The sequence below is a fragment of the Corynebacterium sp. H78 genome (assembly GCF_037572275.1).
Classification (GTDB): domain Bacteria; phylum Actinomycetota; class Actinomycetes; order Mycobacteriales; family Mycobacteriaceae; genus Corynebacterium.
Map to the genome: position 1 here is coordinate 1 of NZ_JBBHKX010000001.1, position 22,056 is coordinate 22,056.

Annotated in this window: 19 protein-coding genes; 6 read left to right on the forward strand and 13 right to left on the reverse strand. The window is 55.8% G+C overall.

Going from position 1 to position 22,056, the window contains the following annotated elements; translation table 11 throughout:
• Window positions 1-404 precede the first annotated feature (404 nt).
• Window positions 405-1,634, reverse strand: a complete 1,230-nt coding sequence (locus tag WG934_RS00005; RefSeq protein ID WP_339988162.1) for an MFS transporter — start codon at window positions 1,632-1,634, stop codon at window positions 405-407.
• A gap of 236 nt (window positions 1,635-1,870) precedes the next feature.
• Between WG934_RS00005 and WG934_RS00010 the strand changes: the two genes are divergently transcribed.
• Window positions 1,871-3,187, forward strand: a complete 1,317-nt coding sequence (locus WG934_RS00010) for an NYN domain-containing protein (protein WP_339988370.1) — start codon at window positions 1,871-1,873, stop codon at window positions 3,185-3,187.
• A 115-nt stretch (window positions 3,188-3,302) separates the two neighbouring features.
• Here the strand turns inward: WG934_RS00010 and WG934_RS00015 are convergent, their stop codons facing one another.
• Window positions 3,303-4,295 (reverse strand): PspA/IM30 family protein, encoded by a 993-nt coding sequence (locus WG934_RS00015; protein ID WP_339976302.1) that lies wholly within the window; start codon window positions 4,293-4,295, stop codon window positions 3,303-3,305.
• 180 nt (window positions 4,296-4,475) lie between these two features.
• Here WG934_RS00015 and WG934_RS00020 point away from each other — a divergent pair, with 180 nt between their 5' ends.
• Window positions 4,476-5,690, forward strand: coding sequence for a serine hydrolase (locus WG934_RS00020; RefSeq protein WP_339988163.1), 1,215 nt, complete (start codon window positions 4,476-4,478; stop codon window positions 5,688-5,690).
• A 141-nt stretch (window positions 5,691-5,831) separates the two neighbouring features.
• Here WG934_RS00020 and trxA read toward each other — a convergent pair whose 3' ends face one another.
• From trxA to WG934_RS00070, 10 genes are all read right to left on the reverse strand, one after another.
• Window positions 5,832-6,209 (reverse strand): thioredoxin, encoded by a 378-nt coding sequence (gene trxA / locus WG934_RS00025; RefSeq protein WP_339976306.1) that lies wholly within the window; start codon window positions 6,207-6,209, stop codon window positions 5,832-5,834.
• Between the two features lie 108 nt (window positions 6,210-6,317).
• Window positions 6,318-7,166 (reverse strand): fumarylacetoacetate hydrolase family protein, encoded by an 849-nt coding sequence (locus WG934_RS00030; RefSeq protein WP_339988164.1) that lies wholly within the window; start codon window positions 7,164-7,166, stop codon window positions 6,318-6,320.
• A gap of 66 nt (window positions 7,167-7,232) precedes the next feature.
• Entirely contained in the window at window positions 7,233-8,360 is a 1,128-nt protein-coding gene (locus tag WG934_RS00035) for an acyltransferase family protein (protein ID WP_339976310.1), read from the reverse strand.
• 195 nt (window positions 8,361-8,555) lie between these two features.
• Window positions 8,556-10,055, reverse strand: a complete 1,500-nt coding sequence (gene dnaB / locus WG934_RS00040) for a replicative DNA helicase (RefSeq protein WP_339988165.1) — start codon at window positions 10,053-10,055, stop codon at window positions 8,556-8,558.
• Between the two features lie 568 nt (window positions 10,056-10,623).
• A complete protein-coding gene (rplI, locus tag WG934_RS00045; RefSeq protein WP_339976314.1) occupies window positions 10,624-11,076 on the reverse strand; it encodes a 50S ribosomal protein L9 in 453 nt (150 codons plus the stop codon).
• Between the two features lie 74 nt (window positions 11,077-11,150).
• Entirely contained in the window at window positions 11,151-11,750 is a 600-nt protein-coding gene (locus WG934_RS00050) for a single-stranded DNA-binding protein (RefSeq protein WP_339988166.1), read from the reverse strand.
• 162 nt (window positions 11,751-11,912) lie between these two features.
• Window positions 11,913-12,200, reverse strand: a complete 288-nt coding sequence (rpsF, locus tag WG934_RS00055; RefSeq protein ID WP_339988167.1) for a 30S ribosomal protein S6 — start codon at window positions 12,198-12,200, stop codon at window positions 11,913-11,915.
• Window positions 12,201-12,421: 221 nt separating this feature from the next.
• Window positions 12,422-12,613 carry a hypothetical protein gene (locus WG934_RS00060; protein ID WP_339988168.1) on the reverse strand — a complete coding sequence of 64 codons (192 nt, stop codon included), beginning with the start codon at window positions 12,611-12,613 and terminating at the stop codon, window positions 12,422-12,424.
• Window positions 12,613-14,787, reverse strand: a complete 2,175-nt coding sequence (locus WG934_RS00065; RefSeq protein WP_445228160.1) for a transglycosylase domain-containing protein — start codon at window positions 14,785-14,787, stop codon at window positions 12,613-12,615. The genes WG934_RS00060 and WG934_RS00065 overlap by 1 nt, the downstream gene beginning before the upstream one ends.
• 267 nt (window positions 14,788-15,054) lie before the next feature.
• Window positions 15,055-15,414 (reverse strand): DUF5318 family protein, encoded by a 360-nt coding sequence (locus WG934_RS00070; RefSeq protein WP_339976322.1) that lies wholly within the window; start codon window positions 15,412-15,414, stop codon window positions 15,055-15,057.
• 144 nt (window positions 15,415-15,558) lie between these two features.
• Here WG934_RS00070 and WG934_RS00075 point away from each other — a divergent pair, with 144 nt between their 5' ends.
• The 4 genes from WG934_RS00075 (at window position 15,559) to WG934_RS00090 (ending at window position 18,957) form a co-directional block, all read left to right on the forward strand.
• Window positions 15,559-16,641 (forward strand): inositol-3-phosphate synthase, encoded by a 1,083-nt coding sequence (locus WG934_RS00075; RefSeq protein WP_339976324.1) that lies wholly within the window; start codon window positions 15,559-15,561, stop codon window positions 16,639-16,641.
• 327 nt (window positions 16,642-16,968) lie between these two features.
• Window positions 16,969-17,463 (forward strand): MarR family winged helix-turn-helix transcriptional regulator, encoded by a 495-nt coding sequence (locus WG934_RS00080; protein WP_339976326.1) that lies wholly within the window; start codon window positions 16,969-16,971, stop codon window positions 17,461-17,463.
• Between the two features lie 143 nt (window positions 17,464-17,606).
• The gene (locus tag WG934_RS00085; RefSeq protein ID WP_339976328.1) at window positions 17,607-18,518 is read left to right on the forward strand and encodes a universal stress protein; all 912 of its coding nucleotides are present in this window, start codon (window positions 17,607-17,609) and stop codon (window positions 18,516-18,518) included.
• Window positions 18,519-18,528: 10 nt separating this feature from the next.
• The gene (locus tag WG934_RS00090) at window positions 18,529-18,957 is read left to right on the forward strand and encodes a hypothetical protein (protein WP_339976330.1); all 429 of its coding nucleotides are present in this window, start codon (window positions 18,529-18,531) and stop codon (window positions 18,955-18,957) included.
• Between the two features lie 103 nt (window positions 18,958-19,060).
• On the opposite strand, the gene leuS is transcribed toward WG934_RS00090, so the two are convergent.
• Complete coding sequence (gene leuS, locus WG934_RS00095) at window positions 19,061-21,997, reverse strand: leucine--tRNA ligase (protein WP_339988169.1); 2,937 nt, start codon at window positions 21,995-21,997, stop codon at window positions 19,061-19,063.
• Window positions 21,998-22,056 lie beyond the last annotated feature (59 nt).

The following is a 22,056-nucleotide window of genomic DNA, read 5'->3' on the forward strand; positions in this document are numbered from 1 at the left end:
CCACCAAAAAAGACCCAGGTACCCACCAACGCAATCCATGCGCATCACAAAATAAAGTACATCGGCACACTATCGAGTTCTCAAACAACACCACCACCAACAACCACACACCAACCGTGCGCGCCCCTGGCAGCGAACGTTAACCTTACGCCACCCAGCCCGAAAAACAAAATCGAACCAAACAACCAGTTAACAAACACCAACAACAACCCCAACCACCAAGTGCTACACACCCCGCGGCCACAGCGTCGCTGACTCGGACTACAGTACACACCCCCACACAACAACACAAAACACCACGTCAAGGGGCACAAAGGCTCGAAATCTAGCGCCCCGGGAGTCACCCACAAAGAGTTTTCTCTAGATTTCGCCTCCTATTAACCTCAATTTGAGTATGGGCCGAGTCAGTTTCGCCCCTTCATCCCCAGTTCTCGAACCGTCCCTACCGCCGAGGCCGCTGAAAGCAACCCAGATACAAGGAACACCGAACCAACTCCCGTGGAGGTGGCGATGATTCCCGCTACTGGTGGCACTAACACTTGTGCCAAGCGATTGCCCATCAACCGGACAGACAGCGCGAGTGCTCGATCACGGTCGTCGACAAGCTGTGAAATCCAGGTCATGGTCATGGGCATGACAAATCCCCAAGCAAGGCCGCACACACCAGACAAAAGGGTGAGCTGAATAGAAGTGGTGGCGAACGGCATCGCTAACAGAGGTACTGCACCGACCGAGGTCGTCACGATCAGTACAAGGTTGCGGTTGGTATGCCGAAGCACCAGTGGCATAAGAGCCCGCGAAACAACCGCCATCGCCGATCGCGCCGCCAGAATGATGGTGACCTCCGCGACCGGGATCCCCAGTTCATGTCCCAGCACCGGCATATACGCGGTAAGTAGATCGATAGCGACGATCACAGCGATGGACGCAGTCATTGCACTTGGCATGCCGGGCAAGCGGAGCATTTCGAAAGTGCCGGTGCTTCTCGACGTTTCCGTGCCGGTCTTGTGCGACGAAGTGGTGAGGTCGAATCGTCGGAAAGCAGATGCGTTAAACCAACCAGCAGCAAGAGCTATCGCGGCGAGCCCGGTGAGCCACCATAATGCCGGGGTCGTGTTGACGCTCGTCGTGGTGGCGGGATCGGTGGCGCCAGTGATGTCAGATTCAGCGGCCATGGATGCAATGGCTCCGGCGAAGGAAATGCCAATGAGCTGGCCGACAGAAATGCCGAGGGTCAGATAGGCAAACAGAGAATCAAGACCTGAGCTTGAGCCCCGCAATTTGGAGGCCATTCCCTGACCAGCGATGAGAGTTGTCATGTGGGCAAAGCCAAGCGCTACATAAGAAAGGAAAAGAAGCGCAAAGTGTGACGACAGCGCCATGCCCGCCGGGGCAAACACGGTCACGATCAGCCCGGCGCGCATGATCGCTGGAGCTCGACCTGCGTCAACGAAACGGCCCGCCGGCACTGCAATAAGTAAAGGAACCAACGAGAAAGCTGCGGTGAACCAACCGATAAGAGCCGCATCGCCACCCATTGCCAGCACACGCCAACTCAATAAGACACGACCACCGTTGAAAACAGCTTGACTCAGAAGCGTCACCGCCACCAACATGGCGAACCAACGCTTCATGAATGTCCCCTTCCAGTGCTAAACCGAGTTGTGCCTGCCCCGTAAGGTTGAAGGTCATCGAAAAGACCAACCAGGTACGCGTCGTCACATCCCGGTTTAGCACTGGTGTAGCACTGATTTCATCTCGACTTTCAACGAAATCCGGCGAAACCAGCAAACCAAGAGATGTAATCTCGTGCATCCTGGAGGGTAGAACAAATTTAGATTAGCTAGAAATGAACGGATTGAAGGAGACCATGCTTGAACGCACACTTGTCTTTGTTGACACCTCTTATTTACTCGCGAGCTTCTATAACTCGTGGGAGACCGGAGCCCGCGGCCAATTAGAAATCGACCTTCGAGACGTAGTTTCAGTTTTAGACAGAATGATTAGCCAGCAGCTGGACCAGCCAGTTCAGCGTCAACTCTGGTACGACGGAATCCCCGAATCAGGCCCACACCGATATCAACGATCGCTCCGCACCATCGACGGCGTCCAGCTTCGCGCCGGTCAGCTCATCGAATGGGGTGATCGTCGCACGCAAAAGGCAGTCGATACCCGTTTGGTCGCTGACATGGTTATCGCCGCGATCCGTGGTCAAGCCTCTGACATCGTGCTGGTCTCCGGTGACGCCGACATGCTTCCTGGCGTCAACGAAGCATCAAACGCTGGTGTCCGCGTGCACTTGTACGGCTTCGGTTGGGATTCCATGTCATCCGCACTCCGCCATGCCTGCGATTCCACCACGATCCTTGATCCACGCGAAGACTTCGCAGACTCCATGCAGATCAACGTTCTCGAAGGTCCGATCCCGCCGGTCATCCGCGACAAGCCACTCGGCGACATCGAGCCGGAGGAAGAAGCCGGACCTACCGTCGTTCCAGATACTCGCATCCCGGAACCATCCGCCGTGGAGAAATCCTCCGAAACTACGCCTGACGACGATTGCTGCCCGGGCGCCACTCCCTACGCCAAGGCAGAAGTGCCGAAGGTACGGGAAGTGGAAGCGGCAGCAAAAGTGGGCGCTCGCGAAATCCCAGTTCAGGCCGAACATACGGCAGCAGAGTCAGCCAAGGTGGTCGAAGAGCAGGCACCACAGTCTGACGTGACTACTCCAACCGCTGAGGTGGCGAAGGAGGAGGTTGTTGCTGAGGGTGAGTCCGTCGCAAAGCCTGAACCGACCCCAAGTCCAGCGAAGCCAGGTCCACGTCCGAATCCATCGATGATGGCACCGCGCCGAAAGCTGCGTTCCCGATACGTTCCATTGCCGAATGAGGTGTGGGCATCGGCTGGATTTCAGACGCCATTCGATGTGGGCCAGCAGTACGCGAACTGGTGGTATGAGAATGTGGCATCTGAACAGGCTCGTGACGAAGCGCACCTCTTGTCAGGGGGCGGTCTACCTCCAGAAATTGACCGCCCACTGTTGCAGTTCGCGTGCGAAACGTTGCACGAATACACGCTGACGGAAAACCAGCGCGTGAATCTGCGCGATGGTTTCCATGCTGGAATCCGAGGCGTGCTGCTTAGTCGCAAGCAACAGGCTGAAAAGGAAGGTCGCGGAGAGTCCTAACTCCAGTCTGACAAGAATGACCGTAGCTGCAGCTGTTTGCTGTAGCTACGGTCATTGCATGTGAGAGGCGTCTCGGAAAAGACACCGAAGACGTCATTGTTACGAACTTGACGGGCTACTTGTCCTCGTCGGCGGTACCTGCAGCGCCGGCCTGATCCTGGTCAGCGTATTCTGCGTCGACCTCTTCGTACTGCTCGTCGACGGCAGTCTCCGTGGCATTAGAAGTCTGAGGGGCGCCGACAGCGTCAGCGTCATCCACGTTCTCTGCATCATTGGTGGCATCTGCAGCGCCTGCGTAGTCCGCGACGGCAGCATCCGCCTCTGGAGCTGCATTGAGTTCACCCGCTGGCTTGTCGGACGAAGAACCAGATTCGAGCGCATTGTTTTCATTGGCCATCTGCGCGCGGATCTCTGCAAGACGAGCATCCGCCTTCATGTCCACGCCACTAGCCTCGATCTCAGCCATGCGACCTGCATGGCTGTCTGCTGCCAATTCCTGAGCACCGAGAGCATTCGCATAGCGCGACTCAATCTTTTCTCGGACGGAATCAAGCGTGGGAGTATTCGGATCGTTGGAGACGCCCTTCATTCGAGACAAAGTCTCCGACGCAGTCTCCTGCATCTTTGCCTGATCCGCCTGAGCCTCCAGCTCGCGAATCTGACCCTTCATTTGCTCGTACTGCATCTGGGACTGCTTAGCCTGCTTCTGCGCTTCATCAGCAGCACGAACTGCCTGCTCATGCATCTGAGTCGTCTGCTCGAGCTCAGTTTCCACACTCACCAACTGTGAAGCGAAAACCTCTGCGGTCTGCTCGAAGTTGACTGCCTTCGCTTCATCACCAGCCGAGCGGGCAGCATCTGCCTGCTGCAACGCGGCACGAGTATTCGTGGTCAGCTTCTCGCGTTCCTTTGTCAGCCGGCCAAGCTGCATTTCCAGCTGATTACGATTACCAATAACCGCTGCAGCTTGACGCTGAATTTCCTGATGCTGCTTGCGCGCAGCTTCGGCAGCCTGGTGAATCTGGACCTTCGGATCTGCATTGTCATCGATCGACTTATCGAACGATGCCATCATGTACTTCCAGCCCTTGCTGAATGGATTGGCCATGGGAGTTGTGTCCTTCCGAAGAGTGCAGTTGCCACCTAATCTAATGACATCTCTCTAGAGATTCTACGCAACGAATACACTCCCGGCGTTAATGCCATTCACCGCTGTTTCGCGACATGACCGCCGTTAACACACCTCCCAAGCAGAAGTCCTAGTTATCTCGTTGTAATGTTTCAATCTATGTTCGCTTCTCGACGATCGGCTGTTAAGGCCTCTGCCACCGCTGTGGCGGCCGCTTGCCTCCTTGCTTCTGGCCCTGTTGTCCTTGCAGACGATGCAATGGCTCAGGACAAGACATCTACATCCTCAAAGCCTGGGCCAGAGAAGGCTTCGAGCTCGAAGGTTTCCGAACCATCGAAGGAAAAGGCGACGTCGAAGACCACTACGAAGAGCGCCGAAAAGTCTTCCAAAAAGAAGACCGCCGAGAAGCAGGCCACCTATTCCGAGACCCCGGACGATGAAGTCGAGCGCTACTCGGACGGCCCAACTACCAACCGGGGTAAGGGCATCCAGGAGCGCATGGACAAGGTCACCACCGCAATCGAGAAGGACGGTGGCGAGTTCGGTATCGGCTTCCTCGACCGCAAGACCGGCGAGTTCATTTGTAACTCTGCCTGCGATGAGTCCTTTGAACTAGCGAGTTTGTCGAAGGTCTTTATTGCCGAAACCGTGGGTTTCACTAATTACAACCAGCCCACCGGCAAGATCGAAGGTGGCGAAGGCGAAGCTCCAGTTGATGGCAATCAGGATGCCATGCTCCGTGATGACATGATCCGCTACTCCGATAATGAAGCTACAAATCAATTGTGGGCCACGTACGGCGGTACCGACATTATCGCCAGTGCGAAGGAGCGCTACCAGCTTTCGTCCTCAACGCAACCCAATCCAGACTGGGGCGCCACGGCCAGCTCCCCTGCCGACATGGTTCGCTTCTTTGACGGCGTCCTGTCGTCGGAAGGCGGAATGAGTGAAGCTGAAACTGACTACTTCATTCGCATGATGTACTCCGTGCCACGCTTTTCTTATGGCAGTGCCGACCAGAATATCGGTCTTCGCGCTGCGCTTCCCGACGAGCGAATCGCCGTCAAGGGTGGCTGGTACGACCCAGAAATCCGCGCGGTTGGCGGGTTCATGGGCGAAGACAATCGATACATTGTGGTCGCGCTTGCGAGTTACGTTTCTCCGGAAGACTTCACCCAAGCTATTGCCGACGTCTTCCCTGACGGACACATTCCAGACGAAACAAACGATGACTCCAAGGACATTGCGGCCATGGAACCGCTCGAAGAAGGCGCAGAAGCCGATGGTGGTCTCCTGAAGGTCGTCGGAGGAATGGCCCTACTGGCTGTAGGTGTCGCAATTGGTTGGTTCTTGCCTCGTCGCAAGAAGGCATAAGCCCAGTAGAAACACGAAAGTGGCTAGCCGCCCTTGACTTGGAAGGGACGGCTAGCCACTTTTTCTTGTACAGCAGCTCCTCTACCAATCCAGCGGAAGCTGCTATCAACCCTCGGTTGCCTTCGGGCTGTTGAGACAGATTTAGGCTTCTGGAGCCTTGCCCTGCTCGTCTGCGATCTGCTTACGGACATCGTCCATGTCGAGCTCAGCAGCCTGCTTCAAAACATCGTCGATAGCCTGTGGAGGCAACACACCCGAGTGCTGGAACAGCAGGACACCCTCGCGGAACAGGAAGATGGATGGAATTGCCTGGATGCCCAGCGCTGCAGAGACTTCCTGGTTTGCGTCAGTATCGAGCTTTGCGAACACAACATCCTTGTGATCTTCCGAAGCCTTCTCGAAGATCGGTGCGAACTGACGGCAAGGACCACACCACGACGCCCAAGCGTCGACAATAACTGTGTCGTTGTCCTTAATAGTCGACTCAAAGGTCTCGTTGGTGACATCAACGGTAGCCATAAAATACTCCTAGAGGTATCCGTATAGGTGGTTGCTCCCTGCAACGCTACTTCATGTCAGTTAATTCCCGATACCCCTAAAGATCCCGAAAATTGCCTATATACCGCTTTAGCGAATACGAATAGTGTTCTGCTGTTCACCCAGACCATCGATGGCCACGCGCACTACCTGGCCGTCCTGGAGGTACACAGGTGGCTTCATGCCATGCCCCACACCGGCTGGCGTACCCGTCGAAATAACATCGCCAGGGTTCAGCTGAACGAATTGCGACACATAGGACACCAACATGGCTGGCGGGAACACGAGATCGGCAATTGGGGCATCCTGACGAAGTTCACCGTCGACCCATGTCCGCACCCGCGCCGCCTCCGCGTCGAATTCATCCGCCGTCAATAACCAGGGACCGAAACCTGATGCCCTCTGTAAAGTTTTTCCCTGTAACCACTGCTGCGTCGCATACTGCTTATCGCGCTGCGTGAAATCATCCATGATCGCGTACCCGGCAATCGCCTTCTCGGCTGCTGCCTCGTCCACACCGAACACGGTCTCGCCGAGTACTACCGCCAACTCACCCTCGTAATCCAACGCTTTCACGCCAGCCGACTCTGGCACAATCACGTCGTCACGAGCACCCGCAACCGCATCCGCGAACTTCGCAAACAAAGTCGGCACCTCGGGACGCTCATGCCCCATCTCTTCGATGTGCGCCGCATAGTTCAGCCCCACGCACACGATCTTGCCCGGGCGAGGAATCAATGGGGCAAACGCCCATTCTGACTCCGGCAACACTTCCCCTGGTTGTGGATCCACAATCTCAGCTTTACGACGAACCTTATCTGCCCACCCTTCCTGTGCGAGCAATGAGCCCACACACGACTCGTCGAAAAGCAGAGCCGAAGTGGAGCGAAGAAGAGCGGCATGCGTCGAACCGTTGTGACGCAGAGTAGCTAAACGCATGTGGAGGACTTTCGTTGTGATGAGCAGGGACAGTGAATGACCACGATCACTATCGCACTACCGAGCTTAGACGGACTTCGGAGTGGTCATTCGCACAAACCAGGCCGGACGTTTAAACAACCAGCCGGCGCCAATGGAAATGAGAATCTTCTGCGCACCCAAGCACATGAGTGCAGCGAGGACGGTGGTCAGCGGAATCATGATGTACATGCCAGGATCCGCCGGCAGAATATTGTCACAGGTGAGAGCGACAACTTTGAGCATTGGAATGTGCATCAAGAAGATGGGCAGCGTTCGTTTACCCAACGCCTCGAATGGTCGAGCAAACGAATAATTCTGCACAATTGCCATGATGTTGACCGCTGCCAAGACACCCGTGATGCTCAGGAACAACCGCGTGTACCCCACGTTGCCAGCGTTGAAGGACGGATACGTCATCAAAATGTACGTCGCAACAGCCAGATACAGACCCAGGGCCACTGCCAAGAATGCTCCCTTGCGACGGTGCACCATTCGGAACAGCCACGGTGCACCATAAATGCCAAGCAAGTAGAACACGTACATCTTGGAAACAAAGTCCCACGACCAGCTGGTGCCAGCAAATGGCTCGTACACGTTGATCAATGCGGCAATGATGATCTGAACTACGGGATGAATATGCCGGGTGGCTTTCGTCAAAATGGCGAATAATGCAAGCGCCCACAAGAACCACAAGTACGACGTTGGTTCTACGGCTGCGTGCAAGGTGTTGTACGCAGCGCTAGGCCAGGTCTGCGGATCCCACAACGTTGGTCGCCGAGTGATGCCAAGGACTCCGACCCGACTGCCCGGTAGCAGGCCCAACGCAATCTCTCGCGCTGGCACCCAAATGACATACAGCCACACCATCACCCAAATACGACGGTTTGCCAGCTTCTCCCAGGATTCGGCCAACGCCTTTCCAGCGAAGAGACCCGACAGCAAGAAAAACAACGGCATACGGATGGGGCCGAGGAAGAAGTTAAACTCGGTCCAGAACTTGGTGTCATAGCCATGACCACCCATTTCTGTCACTGAGTGACCCAACACGACCAACAGGATACAAAGACCCTTTGCCGCGTCGACCCACAGCACACGAGGTTTATCGGACTTCTTTGACTTCGCCTTAGCCTGTGGCGCAGTTGTTTCGGGTTGTGCAGCAGAAGTCGTTGCCACTGTTGATTCTTCCGACAACTGACTCTGCCCTTTCCCACATTCCCACGGTACGCATCCAGCATTGCTGATTCGTCTAGTACTGGTTTGCCTAGTACTAGTTAGTTTGCGCATTATCTTCGATGGCATATCGATAGATACGCACACAAAACAGTAATCTTACCTGCGAAAAACGCTAGTTACGAAACTTCACCTGCATTAGTGTTCCGGGGCAAGGTCCACGAAACGCGAGTAATGCAGCTGGTGAGCAACGGCAATGGTGCCGATCGGGCCACCACGGTGCTTTGCCAAAATGATGTCTGCTTCGCCCGCGCGCTCGCTGCTTTCGTCCTGCGAATCTGGGCGATACAACAGCATAACCATATCGGCATCCTGCTCTAGCGAACCAGATTCACGCAGATCGGATACCTGTGGTTTCTTATCTGTACGAGACTCTGGGCCACGGTTCAGCTGAGAAATGGCGATCAACGGAACATCGACTTCCTTCGCCAACAGCTTCAATTGACGAGAGAACTCCGAAACTTCTTGCTGACGGGATTCAACCTTCTTGCCCGAGCTCATCAGCTGCAAGTAGTCGACCACGATCAAACCGAGATCATGCTTCTGCTTTAGCTGACGTGCCTTTGCACGAATCTCCATCATGGTCATGTTTGGCGAGTCATCAATGAACAGCGGAGCATCCGCAATCTGCTCTGTCCGTTCAACAAGCTTTGCCCAGTCCTTCTCTTCCATGCGACCCGAACGCAGCTTTGCCAAATTGATCTTGGTCTCCGCCGACAGCATGCGCATCATAATCTCGATCTTCGACATTTCCAACGAGAAAATGACACTGGCCTTGCCATGCGTAATAGACGCCGAACGCATGAAGTCCAGCGCCAACGTTGACTTACCAACACCCGGACGCGCCGCGATGATCACCATCTGACCGCCGTGGAGACCGTTCGTCAGTTCGTCGAGACGAGAGAAGCCCGTAGGAATACCCTGCGCAAGACCACCCTCCTCACTGATCTTCTCCAACTCCGCCAAAGTCGGATCAAGCAATTCGGACAGCGACGAGTAGTCCGTCTTCTCGTTGTCTCGACCAACACCGAAAATCAGCTGCTGCGCCTGATCGACCAACACCTCAGGTTCAGCGTCCTCAGCACCCGCGTAGGCAATCTGCGTGATCTGCGTGCCCGCCTCCACCAAGCGACGAACCAGCGCCTTCTCCGCGACAATCTTCGCGTAGTAATGAGCATTCGCTGCAGTGGGCACCATCGACATCAATGTGTGCAAATACGGTGCGCCACCGACCCGCTCGAGTTCGCCCAACCGGTCCAACCGACCCGCCACCAGGATTGGGTCCACCTCGGAGGACTCGCCATACAAATGCAGAATTGCCTGATAGACCAGCTGATGCGCTGGACGGTAGAAATCCTCTGGCCGCAAAATTTCGTACACATCCGCGACCGCCTGCGGATTCAGCAGCATGCCTCCCAGCACACCCTGCTCCGCTTCAATGCTGTGAGGCAGTTCGCGACCATAATCAGTGCCACGCGAGGCAACCTCGCCACGCCGGCGATCGTCATCGAAACGATTGCTTCGCGACGACCCGCCGGTAGCTCCACCACCACTAAAGGCTGGTTCCGGCGGCAACGGAACATCGTCGATGCTTGCATCAAACGCAGCGCTGTCATCTGCTTCGAACGCCTGGCTCATGGTTCCTCGGTACTCGTTTCTGTATATCTGGGCTTAGTCTTCATTGTGCAGAAAACCCTGGATCACTGTGGATAACTGACGTTCGAAAATGCAACCTTCAAGGTCAACTTTAGAGAGTTATCCACAGGCTTTGTGGATAACCATGGGGATAAATTGTGAACGCCTGATGAATTCCCATGACAAAGTGTGGATAGATCTCGAGAAAATTGTGAGTAGTACGAGTTCTGCGGTAATAGCTCGTTAAAGCGCCTATTTATGCAGGTCACAGCCTTTTTAGGAAGAATCCCCGTTTCAGGGGTACCCGTTAGGCCGCCATCCTCGCAACTATCTCGCAACTATTGCTTTACTTTCTATGCAGCACACCGGCTCGTCGTAACGCAAAAGCCCAGGTAATTGTCAACAGTTTCTCCACAGGCCATGTCCAACTAGTCACAACTATCCACACTGACACCACGACACAAACACTGAAGGCCCTGCGAACCCACAACGTGGGAACCAGGACCTTCAGTGCGCTGTTGTCATTGGGCTGGTGTGAGCCAGCCGCCGTCGTTAAAAGTTTTGCTCCGGATTAACCGGCGACGACCTGTACGGAGACGTGCGCGACAACCTGTGGGTGCAGCGCAATGTCAACGGTGTGCTTACCAAGAGACTTGATCTGGCTTGGAGCGAGCTCTACCGCACGCTTGTCCACTGCCTGACCAGAAGCCTTACGAACTGCATCGGCGATATCGCCCTTAGTCACGGAGCCGAAGAGCTTGCCGGACTCGGATGCCTTAACAGTTACAGTCACGTTCTCAAGAGCATCGAGAGATGCCTTGACCTCGCGTGCGTGATCCAGGTCGCGAATTTCGCGAGCCTCGGTTGCACGGCGGATGCCTTCAATCTGCTTCTCTGCGCCACGGGTAGCTACAATTGCCAGTCCGCGGGGAAGCAGGTAATTACGTCCATAGCCGGCCTTGACCTCAACGATGTCGCCTGCGACACCGAGGTTATCAACGGCGGCGGTGAGGATCAGCTTCATGATCCCTGCCTTTCGCTGGAAATGTCTAGTGAATTAAATGCTTGTTTGATCTACTGATCTATGCGAAAACGCGCTTAGAAAGGTGGCTCTGAGTCGCCACCAGCGAAACCGCCACCGGACATTGGTGCAGAGTTCCACGGATCTTCAGTTGGCGCTCCGCCACCGAAGCCCTGGTTACCACCCTGGCCACCGCCCTGATTAAAACCACCCTGATTGCCGCCGCCGAAGCCACGACCACCCTGGTTGGCACCACCCTGACGGGCACCGCCACCAAAACCACCCTGACCCTGGCCACCGCCAGAGTTACGAGGATTGCGATTGACCTGAGCCGAAGCGAAGCGCAACGAAGGTCCAACCTCGTCTACTTCAACCTCGTACACGGTACGACGCTCGCCCTCGCGAGTTTCGTAATTACGCTGGCGCAGACGGCCATACACGATAACGCGCATGCCCTTACTGAGAGTCTCGACTACATTTTCAGCTGCGTCACGCCAGACGTTGCAGGTGAGGAACAAGCCATCACCATCGGTCCACTGATTGGTGTCCCTGTTGTAGAACCGTGGCGTCGAAGCGATACGGAAATTAGCAACAGCAGCACCAGACTGCGTGTACTTCAGCTCTGGTTCAGCAACAACGTTGCCTACCAGCGTAATCGGAGTCTCTCCCTGTGCCATGTCTTACTCCTAGGTTGTTTTGGGGCTTACTCGGTTTTCTATCAACGCGAGGAATCCAGCGACATATAGCCAGCTATTGCTGACACTAGACATCGCTCGCCATCCTACGTTGAGCGTTTTCATCTCGTCAGTTGTTTAACAACCAACGAGAAAGACGCATGATTAGCGATCGCCCCGCAGCACCTTGGTGCGCAGGATGGAGTCGTTCAGGTTCAGACGACGGTCGAGCTCGAGTACCGTTGCGGACTCGCACTTCAGGTCGAGAACAGCGTAAATGCCCTCTTCCTTCTTCTCGATTGGGTAAGCAAGGTGGCGCTTGCCCCAGATGTCTACCTTCTCTACCTGACCGTTTTCCTTACGGACGACGTCCAAGTACTTCTCCAGCGACGGGCCTACGGTGCGTTCATCCAGCGATGGATCGAGGATGATCATTACTTCGTATTGACGCACGGACCTCATCACCTCCTATGGTCTAGTTTCGAATATTTCGGCCACGAAAAGCTCTTCGTGGCAGGAGGGTCGTTGCGTCAGGCAACCCTGCAAGGGTAGCCCATGACACGCGTTTTACCTAATCACAGGAAGCAAAAAGAACCCCACCCTGTGTTACGGGTGAGGTTCTTTACGACGAGCTCGTCGTCAGGCAAACACAGTGTCAGACAACAACATGGGAGTTATGGAGTCGTCGTGGCTGCGTGCGAAACGGCGATGATCACTGGAATAACAGTCACTAGGACGAATGCTCCGATACATAGGCCCCAGATAATGCTCTTTTCCCACTTAGACATGTAACCGAAGAACGCTGCGCCGAAGAAGAGGAATCCCACGCCGACGCAGGCCATGGTCAGGATCAACCAGGTATCCACTACGCACCGCCGCCGAAGAGATCTTCAAGTGCGGGTGGAATAGGAGGTGCTCCGCCACCGCCACCGTCAGCCGGTGGAGCTGGCGGCTCTGGGATCTCGATTGGTGGAATCTCAGGTACTACTGGCTCCACAGGGGCTTCCTCGATGACCGTCGTCTCTTCGGTAGTCGCTTCCGGCGTGTACTGCTGGGTGTACTGCTGAGTAGTCTGTGCTCCTCCGCCACCACTGCTGCCGCTACCGGACCAGCCCGGCGCGCCCGCGACACCACCGATTGCCTCTGGATCAGAGAATGGAATCCAGTCCTCATTCGCCAGCGAGTCGTCCATGACCGACTTCCACAAGTCGGACGGCGTGTGCGAACCGAACATGTTGCCGCCCCAACGGTTGTACAACGCGGAACCATCAACGTTGCCAACCCATACAGCGGTCGACAGCTGAGGAGTTGCGCCGATCATCCAGGCATCCTTGTTCTGGCCAGTATCACCAAGCTGAGAAGTACCCGTCTTTGCTGCCGACATGCGACCGCCAGCCAGCGCGTGACTGTTGCGCGATGCAATTGGCTTCATAGCATCAATGACATTCGTCGCTACGGCCTTGGAGACACGTCGGTCTCCCTTTTCATCCTTGCGTTCAAGCAGGACATCACCGTCGACCGTTTCGACCTTCTTGACGAAGTGGGTCTTGTGGTAGACGCCATCGTTAGCCAACGTTGCCAGGCCTACCGCCATATCCAGCGGACGGGTTAGATACTGGCCAAGCGTGATGCCGTCTTGGGAGTGGCCATTGTCTTCCATCAGGGTCTTTTCGATACCCGGAATGGACTTGGCAACACCCAGCTTGTGAGCCATTGCTGCGGTGTCATCAGGGCCATTCTTCAGATCGCGCTGGAGGCGAATGAACGGCGTGTTCAGCGACTGACGCAGTGCTTCCGAAATTGGGCACGAGCCACAGGACATACCGCTTGAGTTTTCAATCGTCGCCGCACCTGACTCCACTGGTGCAGACGAGTAGTACTTCGACAGTGGGATGCCTTGGTCAAGAGCAGCGGCCAAGGCGAAGATCTTGAAAGTCGAACCAGTCTGCAGGCCAGAATTTGCGTAGTCCCAACCATTTGGATCGTCGCCACCGTAGTAGCCAAGGACCGCGCCGTCGCGTGGGTCAACAGAAACAATGGCGGTACGCAGGCCGGTGGATTGATCGACCCACGACTCCACTGCATCCAGCGTTGCTTCCTGAACTGTCGGGTCGATGGTGGTGGTGATACGCAAACCACGAGTGTTGACGTCTTGTTCGCTAATGCCCTCGGCTTCCAGCTCCGCCAGAACCTGATTCTTGATCATGGCTTCTGGGCCCGGCTCTGGAGCAACCTCGGACACCTTGGCAGGGTCAAGCGTGTCAGGATATGTCAGCTGTGCGCGCTCTGCCTGTGGCAGGACGTTCATCTGCACCATGCCGTCAAGGACGTAATTCCAGCGCTGCTCAGCCTCTGGACGGTTCGTCCATGGATCCAACGCGGATGGGCGCTGAATGGTTGCCGCCAAAACTGCAGCCTCGCCTGCGGTCAGCTCATTCACTGGCTTGCCGAAGTACGCATCCGAGGCAGCTGCAATGCCATATGCATTACGACCGAAGTAGATGGTGTTCAGGTAAGCCTCGAGGATTTCATCCTTCGACCATTCCCGAGCCATCTTCGCGGACATGACGAATTCCTTCGCCTTACGCGTGATGGTGCGTTCGTTACCAACGACCGCATTCTTCACATACTGCTGTGTAATGGTCGAGCCGCCACCTGCAGATGCATTACCTGTAATGACGCCCCACGCCGCACGGCCGTAGCCACTGAGCGAGAAGCCAGGGTTCGTGTAGAACTCACGGTCCTCGGCAGCAAGCACTGCGTTACGGACCTCATCGGGTACGTCTTCAATCTGGACGTTACGACGGTTGCCTGCCTCAGGCACAATACGAGTGATTTCCTTTTCACCCGTGTTGTCGAAGACAAACGAAATCTGGTCATTAACCAGCTCATCTGGCTCCGGCACATCCGTCGACACGTAGGCTACGCCGAAAACAACCACCGGGAACAACACGACAAGTACAGCCGCGAGACCGATCCATGCCCAGATGTTGCCGGGCCCCTTCGACTTGCTGTCTTCCTTTTCGGAGTCGTCAGCCAATTCTTCTTCCTCGCGTGGTTCGGCTGCATCCGCAGCGTCGTCGGCACCATTCGTACCTTCGTTGACAGGTTCAGTTTCCACTGCGCTAAACGCTGCGGTGCTATCTGAATCCGTGGTGCTATCCGAGGTCGACGAATCGGGATCGGGCTGATCCCACCATTCGGAGGCCTCATTATGTGCGCCATTCGCGCCAGTGCCTGTATCCCCTGGCCCGTTGACGCCACTGTGTGGATCTTTGCTCACAGGCGTACTCCCTAAAAATTTTTGTCATATGACAGCGGTGGCAGTTCGTACTATGAAATTCCACCTACAGTCTGGGCACACCTCAACTTGTTTGACAGTGCAGTCCCCATATTGCGCAACAAGCGCTTCGAGTTCTGACTGACTACAAGCAGTTCCGGAACGGCGACCCAGATTCTGTCCGAATACCCAGGATACGAGTCTCAAGTCTCTCTTGCGACACACCGGGCACACGTGTGTTGCCTTTTGCCCGTGAAAACGAGCAGCAGCGACAAGACGCGAATCGGCATCACATAGAGAGCGAGTGGCTATTTCGCCAGCTCGCCACTGCGCTAGCGCGTTATTCCGCACCAGCGTGTGATCGACTTCGTCCTGCCACTTAAGCACCCGAACAGACTAGCAGGTACAGCCCCCACTACCCCTTCTTTATCGGTTCATCTTCTCCCCCGCGCGGTTTCAGCAACAGGTTGCTTCGCAAATAGGTATAGCGTCGGCGGAGTTGGCTCAAGTTATTAAGGAGACTGCAAGTCTATGAGTTCCGTACGCGTAGCAATTGTCGGTGTCGGCAACTGTGCATCCTCACTCGTCCAAGGCGTCGAGTTTTACCGCAATGCCAAGGCTGACGAGACCGTCCCTGGCTTGATGCATGTCCAGTTCGGCGAGTACCACGTTTCCGACGTTGAGTTCGTTGCTGCATTTGATGTCGACGACAAGAAGGTCGGCAAGGATCTTTCTGAAGCAATCAACGCTTCCGAGAACTGCACCATCCAGATCGCTGAAGTCCCTACCCTGGGCATCGAAGTTCAGCGTGGCCCAACCCTCGATGGCGTTGGCAAGTACTACGCCGAGACCATCGATGAGTCGGCTGCTGAACCCGTCGATGTTGTCCAGGCTCTGAAGGATGCCAAGGTCGATGTCATGGTTTCTTACCTGCCAGTTGGTTCTGAGCAGGCAGATAAGTTCTATGCACAGTGTGCAATCGATGCCAATGTTGCATTCGTGAACGCACTGCCAGTCTTCATCGCTTCTGACCCAGAGTGGGCAAAGAAGTTCGAGGACGCCGGCGTCCCAATCGTTGGCGACGATATTAAGTCTCAGGTTGGCGCAACCATCACCCACCGCGTCATGGCAAAGCTCTTCGAAGACCGTGGCGTCCGTTTGGAGCGCACCTTGCAGCTGAACGTCGGCGGCAACATGGACTTCAAGAACATGCTGGAGCGCGAGCGTCTCGAGTCAAAGAAGATCTCCAAGACTCAGGCTGTGACGTCGAACTTGACTGGCCCACTGGCTGGCAAGATCGACGATCGCAATGTTCACATCGGCCCATCGGACTGGATCGATTGGTTGGATGACCGCAAGTGGGCGTACGTCCGCTTGGAGGGTAAGGCATTCGGCGAGGTTCCACTAAACCTTGAGTACAAGCTGGAAGTTTGGGACTCCCCTAACTCCGCTGGCATCATCATCGATGCTCTGCGTGCTGCAAAGATCGCTAAGGACCGTGGCATCGGTGGCCCGGTTTACGCTGCTTCGTCTTACCTGATGAAGTCGCCTCCTCGTCAGCTTCCTGATGACCAGGCTCGCGCAGACCTCGAGAAGTTCATCGCTGGCGAGTAGCCGCTCAGTCCCCACCCGGGGTTGATGCCTTTATTAATAAGGCATCGTTGCTTGATAGAAAACGTCGCTAAGCAGCTTTTGCTTAGCGACGTTTTTGCTTGGGCGTACCACCACTAAAACGGGGAATCCGGTCATAGCCGGGCATATCCAATCAGTATCAATCAATTTTTTCCGAAGTATGACTGAATCAAATTGTAGCCTCATCAGCAGTTTTGTGAGGAAAATAAGGGCGCCGTTAGTTTATGCTCATTAACCTCTAATTAGATACATAGGCAAAGAGACTATTTTGTATTGGTAACTTGTACAAATCCCAGTTAGCATAAAGGCATGACTGAGAACACCTCCGCGAGCACCTCCGCACCTGAGAACACCGAGATTGATGCTCTTTCTTTGGCCAAGAGGTTGCGACCACTGCTGACGCGTGCGGAGCTACTGTATAGCCGTCGCTCAACCGAGTCTCAACTGAGCCGTGCTCAGCTCTCCATCATGATGACATTGAATTCGCTCGGCGCATGCCGCATCAATCAGATCGCGCAGGCAGAAGCAATTCGAATGCCTACCGCATCGAACGCTATCCATCACCTCGAAGATGCCGGCATGGTCGAGCGCATCCGTGACAGCCACGACCGCCGAGGCGTACGCGTCGAGCTGACAGAAAAGGGTCGTGCAGAGCTAAAGCGCGTATCCGACGAACGCGATGAGCAGATGGCCCAGATGTTCTCTACCCTCAACAAGGAAGAGCTGCAGGTTGGTCTAGCGCTCGAGCCTGTTTTGAAGCGCGTCCTGGAAACCTACTCTGACAAGCACAACCCGGCTCAGTAATCTCCGGCAGGTATACGGCAAACACACAATGCGTGGTCAGCCGATCACTTTCGTTAAGTGTTTTTGATTTCACGAATTCTCCTGGAAAAGTAGGCTGGTAAGTAAGCCTTCTACCCAACAAGGTGCCCCAAGGAGAATTCGTCATGCCCTCAAGCCCGCTCCGTATCCTGGTTGCGTGGCGCCCGGGTAAAACCGGCATGGAAGCCATGTCGTACGCTGCCTGGCTTTCGCGAACATGCAAAGTCCAGATTCGCGTCGTCACTGTACTGTCGCGCGGGTGGCCACTGACCTCGCTCGCCCGCCTCAGTGATAACGACTCATGGATCAGCAACGAAACCCAATCGGAGGCTAAGGCAGCTCGCGCCGCATTCAAGGCGGCGGGGATTCGCAAGGGCATGCTCGATGAAGATCCAATTCACACCATCGAGTCCTCCTCCGAAGCTGACTCCATTATTCGTGCTGCTCGAGACTTCAAAGCGGATATCATTCTGCTGGGAGCACAGATCCACGCGCCGGCTGGCCGATTCCACATCGGCTCCACGTCAGACGCCTTGCTGCACTGCTCTCCTTTCCCACTGGGGTTGGCGCCACGGGCACCCAAGCTGTCGAAGAATGGCGTCACCCGAGTCAATGTGGCCTACATCGACACTGCTCAGTCCCACAATGCGCTGACCAAGGCTGGAGAGCTCGCCCACCGCTGGGATGTTCCACTACGACTGGTCGCGTTCACTCCCCGTGGCGCAACGATGTATCCCACTGAGCATGGTTTCGGCACTTCCGAAGATTTGATGGTCGAATGGCGTGAACAAGCGATGGCTCTGCTTGACCGTGGCCTGGACCGTGCGCAGACTCGCTTCCCAGACCTACCTGTCGACACGGCTATCGGCTCGGGCCATGGTTGGGATGAAGCACTGTCTAGCATCAAGTGGAAAAAGGGCGACCTCTTGGTTCTAGGATCCTCGACCTTGGCGTCATTCGGTCGGGTGTTCATCGGCTCCTCGACAAATCAGATTGTCCGCCACTGCCCTGTCCCGACAGTAATTACGCCAGCGTAGGCTATGAGGCATGACTGGTACTGGTAAAGACTCTGGCGAGAATCCGGATCATTTCATTGATCCTCACGACGATCCTCTAGTTCGACTGGAGAAGGAGGAATACTCCTTCAAGCCAGCCATCAAGTTCACCCTTTCAGTCATCGCGGCGACGCTTGTGACGGCACTCGTCATTGGCATCGCCGGTGCGATCTCTGGTGGCCCCGCTTGCGATGCTGGCAAGACCACGTTCTTATGCTCCCGCACGTGGGAGCTTGCCTTCCCTCTCATTCCGGGCCTCGTAGCTCTTATCGGCTGCATCTGGGGTTTCTGGATCACCTACATCCAGTGGAAGAGTTTCAAGAACTGGCGTGCGTGGCTGGCTATGTGCTGGGTACTGATGCCATTCACTTTGCTCTGGATGGTCTCCACCTTCGGAATTGCCATTCTTGGTATCGATTAGCACAGGCAGTGGCACCTCAATTATCGGTGCAGACCAACCAATTGATAGCGCATAAAAAGCTCGGAACCACACCTGTTCCGAGCTTTTCGCTTTACGACGGTCGTTACTTCACAACAACGTTTACCATCTTGCCGGGCACGACAATGACTTTCACGACATTACCGCTACCGACAGCGGCGATCGACGCCTGGACCTTTTCGTCGGCAAGTGCGAGCGACTCGATCTCTTCGCGGGATGCGTCGACGGCGACATCAACACGAGCGCGAACCTTACCGTTGATCTGGACTGGCATCTCGACGGTGTCGTCAACAAGCCACTTCTCATCAACCATCGGCCACGGGCCGTGGGCGAGTGGCTCGGTGTGACCTAGACGCGCCCACAGTTCCTCCGCAATATGCGGCGCCACTGGGCCGAGCATCAACACGAGTGGTTCCACGGCGGAACGCGGTGCGCCCGTCTTGCCGTAGTTCTTGGTCAGGTAGTTGACATACTCGATCAGCTTTGCGACGGCGGTGTTGTCACGCAACTCTGCATAATCCAGGGTCACACCGTCAATCGTGCGGTTGATGGCCTTGAGGTCATCGTCGGAAAGCGGAGCATCCGTGACAGAGAGTTCGCCGGAGTTCTCATCCACAACTAAACGCCATGCGCGCTGCAGGAAGCGCTGGGAACCAACCAAGTCCTTGGTTGCCCATGGGCGAGAGGTGTCCAGAGGACCCATTGCCATTTCGTATACGCGGAGGGTGTCGGCACCGTAGTTGTCACAGACTTCGTCAGGGGAGACGGAGTTCTTCAGCGACTTGCCCATCTTGCCGTATTCCTGGAATACCTCCAGGTCAGAGCCATCTGCACCAGCACCTGGGATGAGGAACTTGCCGTCACGTTCGACGACATCAGCAGCCGGCTGGTACACGCCACGGGAATCCGTGTATGCGTACGCCTGGATGTAGCCCTGGTTGAACAGGCGTCGGTATGGCTCGACGGACGTCACGTGACCTAGGTCGAACAGCACCTTGTGCCAGAAACGGGAGTAGAGCAGGTGCAGCACTGCGTGCTCGACACCACCGACGTACAAGTCCACACCGCCTGGGTCGCCAGCGCCGTGGATTTCTGGGCGTGGACCAGTCCAGTAGCGCTCGTTTTCGACATCGCACATTGCATCAGCATTGTTCGGATCAATGTAGCGGAGCTGGTACCACGACGAACCTGCCCAGTTAGGCATGACGTTGGTATCGCGGCGGTACATCTTCGGGCCGTCGCCAAGATCCAGCTCAACGTTGACCCACTCGGTGGCCTTGTTCAGTGGAGCTTGTGGCTCGGAATCTGGGGTGTCTGGGTCGAAGGTGACTGGCTTGTAGTCTTCTACTTCTGGCAGTTCGACCGGCAGCATCGATTCTGGAAGTGCATGCGCGACATCATTTTCGTCGTAGACGATAGGGAAGGGTTCGCCCCAGTAGCGCTGGCGAGCGAACAGCCAGTCACGCAACTTGTACTGAGTCTGGCCGTAGCCAATGCCCTTTTCTTCCAGCCATGTGATGGTCGCAGCCTTCGCCTGCTCAAGGCCCATGCCGTTGATATCGAGGCCATCGTCGTTTGCCGAATTGACGGCAGTACCAGCGTCCGTAAACGCTTCCTTTGCGACGTCGCCACCCGCAACAACCTCCACAATTGGCAAGTTGAATTCAGTGGCAAACTCATAGTCACGGGTGTCGTGTGCAGGCACAGCCATGATCGCGCCAGTGCCGTAACCAGCAAGAACGTAGTCAGCGATGAACACTGGCACCTTAGCGCCCGACACTGGGTTCGTAGCGTAGCAACCAGTGAAAACGCCAGTCTTTTCCTTGTTTTCCTGACGCTCCAAATCCGACTTCGAAGCGATCTGGCGACGGTATTCAGCCACAGCCTCAACAGGCGTTGAGGATCCGCCTGTCCACTTCTCATCGGTGCCTTCAGGCCAGGTTGCCTCGACGAGTTCGTCGACAAGCGGGAGCTCGGGAGCGAGCACCATGTACGTCGCGCCAAAGAGCGTATCTGGGCGGGTGGTGAAAACCTCGATGGTGCGCTCAGTGCCATCGTTGGCTGGGGCAGTGAAGCCGACCTGAGCACCGCGGGAACGACCGATCCAGTTGTGCTGCATGGCCTTGACCTTCTCCGGCCAATCCAGCAGATCAAGGTCAGCGTCGAGACGATCAGCGTAAGCGGTAATACGCATCATCCACTGGCTCAGACGCTTACGGAAAACAGGGAAGTTGCCACGCTCGGAACGGCCTTCAGCAGTTACTTCCTCATTGGACAACACCGTGCCAAGACCTGGGCACCAATTGACCATCGACTTCGAGCGGTACACGAGACGTCGCGCATCGAGAGCCTCATCACGCTCCTTCTCGCTCAATTCAGCCCACGTGCGACCTTCGAACCCTTCGGGAAGCTCCACCTCGCCGGCCTCGTAGGCCTGAATCAAGGTGTCAATAGGACGAGCCTTCTGCTCGCGCTCATCGAACCACGAATTGAAGATCTGCAAGAAAATCCACTGCGTCCACTTGTAGTAGTCCGTGTCAGTGGTGGCGAACGAACGGCGCTTGTCATGACCCAGCCCCAGGCGACCGAGCTGACGCTCCATGTTCTGGATATTTGCCTCGGTAGTCACGCGTGGGTGCGTACCGGTCTGAACGGCGAACTGCTCGGCGGGAAGACCGAAAGCGTCGTAGCCCAAGGTGTGCAAGACGTTCGCGCCCTGCATGCGGTGGAAACGGGCGAACACATCGGTGGCGATGTAGCCCAGCGGGTGGCCAACATGCAGACCAACACCAGATGGGTACGGGAACATGTCCTGCACGAACAGCTTGTTGTCGGATGGGGTAGTGCCTGTTGGATCTGCCAGGTCACCGACAGGATTAGGCGCGTGGAACGTGCCTTGCTCAGACCAGAAAGACTGCCATTTCTGCTCGATCTCAGCTGCCACGGCCGGGGTGTAACGGTAGTCGGCACCCGCGTCTGGCTGCTTCTCGGACTGCATCTCAGAGTTCCCGCTGTTCGTCATGGTCACTCAGTCTAATAGGAGTGCATACAGACAGTGCAGTCGGCCGGTTATGTCGCAGG

Coding starts and splice junctions, on each gene's coding strand:
- WG934_RS00005 (WP_339988162.1), bottom strand. CDS start 1,634: ATGAAGCGTTGGTTCGCCATGTTGGTGGCGGTGACGCTTCTGAGTCAA.
- WG934_RS00010 (WP_339988370.1), top strand. CDS start 1,871: ATGCTTGAACGCACACTTGTCTTTGTTGACACCTCTTATTTACTCGCG.
- WG934_RS00015 (WP_339976302.1), bottom strand. CDS start 4,295: ATGGCCAATCCATTCAGCAAGGGCTGGAAGTACATGATGGCATCGTTC.
- WG934_RS00020 (WP_339988163.1), top strand. CDS start 4,476: ATGTTCGCTTCTCGACGATCGGCTGTTAAGGCCTCTGCCACCGCTGTG.
- trxA (WP_339976306.1), bottom strand. CDS start 6,209: ATGGCTACCGTTGATGTCACCAACGAGACCTTTGAGTCGACTATTAAG.
- WG934_RS00030 (WP_339988164.1), bottom strand. CDS start 7,166: ATGCGTTTAGCTACTCTGCGTCACAACGGTTCGACGCATGCCGCTCTT.
- dnaB (WP_339988165.1), bottom strand. CDS start 10,055: ATGAGCCAGGCGTTCGAAGCAGATGACAGCGCTGCGTTTGATGCAAGC.
- rplI (WP_339976314.1), bottom strand. CDS start 11,076: ATGAAGCTGATCCTCACCGCCGCCGTTGATAACCTCGGTGTCGCAGGC.
- WG934_RS00050 (WP_339988166.1), bottom strand. CDS start 11,750: ATGGCACAGGGAGAGACTCCGATTACGCTGGTAGGCAACGTTGTTGCT.
- WG934_RS00075 (WP_339976324.1), top strand. CDS start 15,559: ATGAGTTCCGTACGCGTAGCAATTGTCGGTGTCGGCAACTGTGCATCC.
- WG934_RS00080 (WP_339976326.1), top strand. CDS start 16,969: ATGACTGAGAACACCTCCGCGAGCACCTCCGCACCTGAGAACACCGAG.
- WG934_RS00085 (WP_339976328.1), top strand. CDS start 17,607: ATGCCCTCAAGCCCGCTCCGTATCCTGGTTGCGTGGCGCCCGGGTAAA.
- WG934_RS00090 (WP_339976330.1), top strand. CDS start 18,529: ATGACTGGTACTGGTAAAGACTCTGGCGAGAATCCGGATCATTTCATT.
- leuS (WP_339988169.1), bottom strand. CDS start 21,997: ATGACGAACAGCGGGAACTCTGAGATGCAGTCCGAGAAGCAGCCAGAC.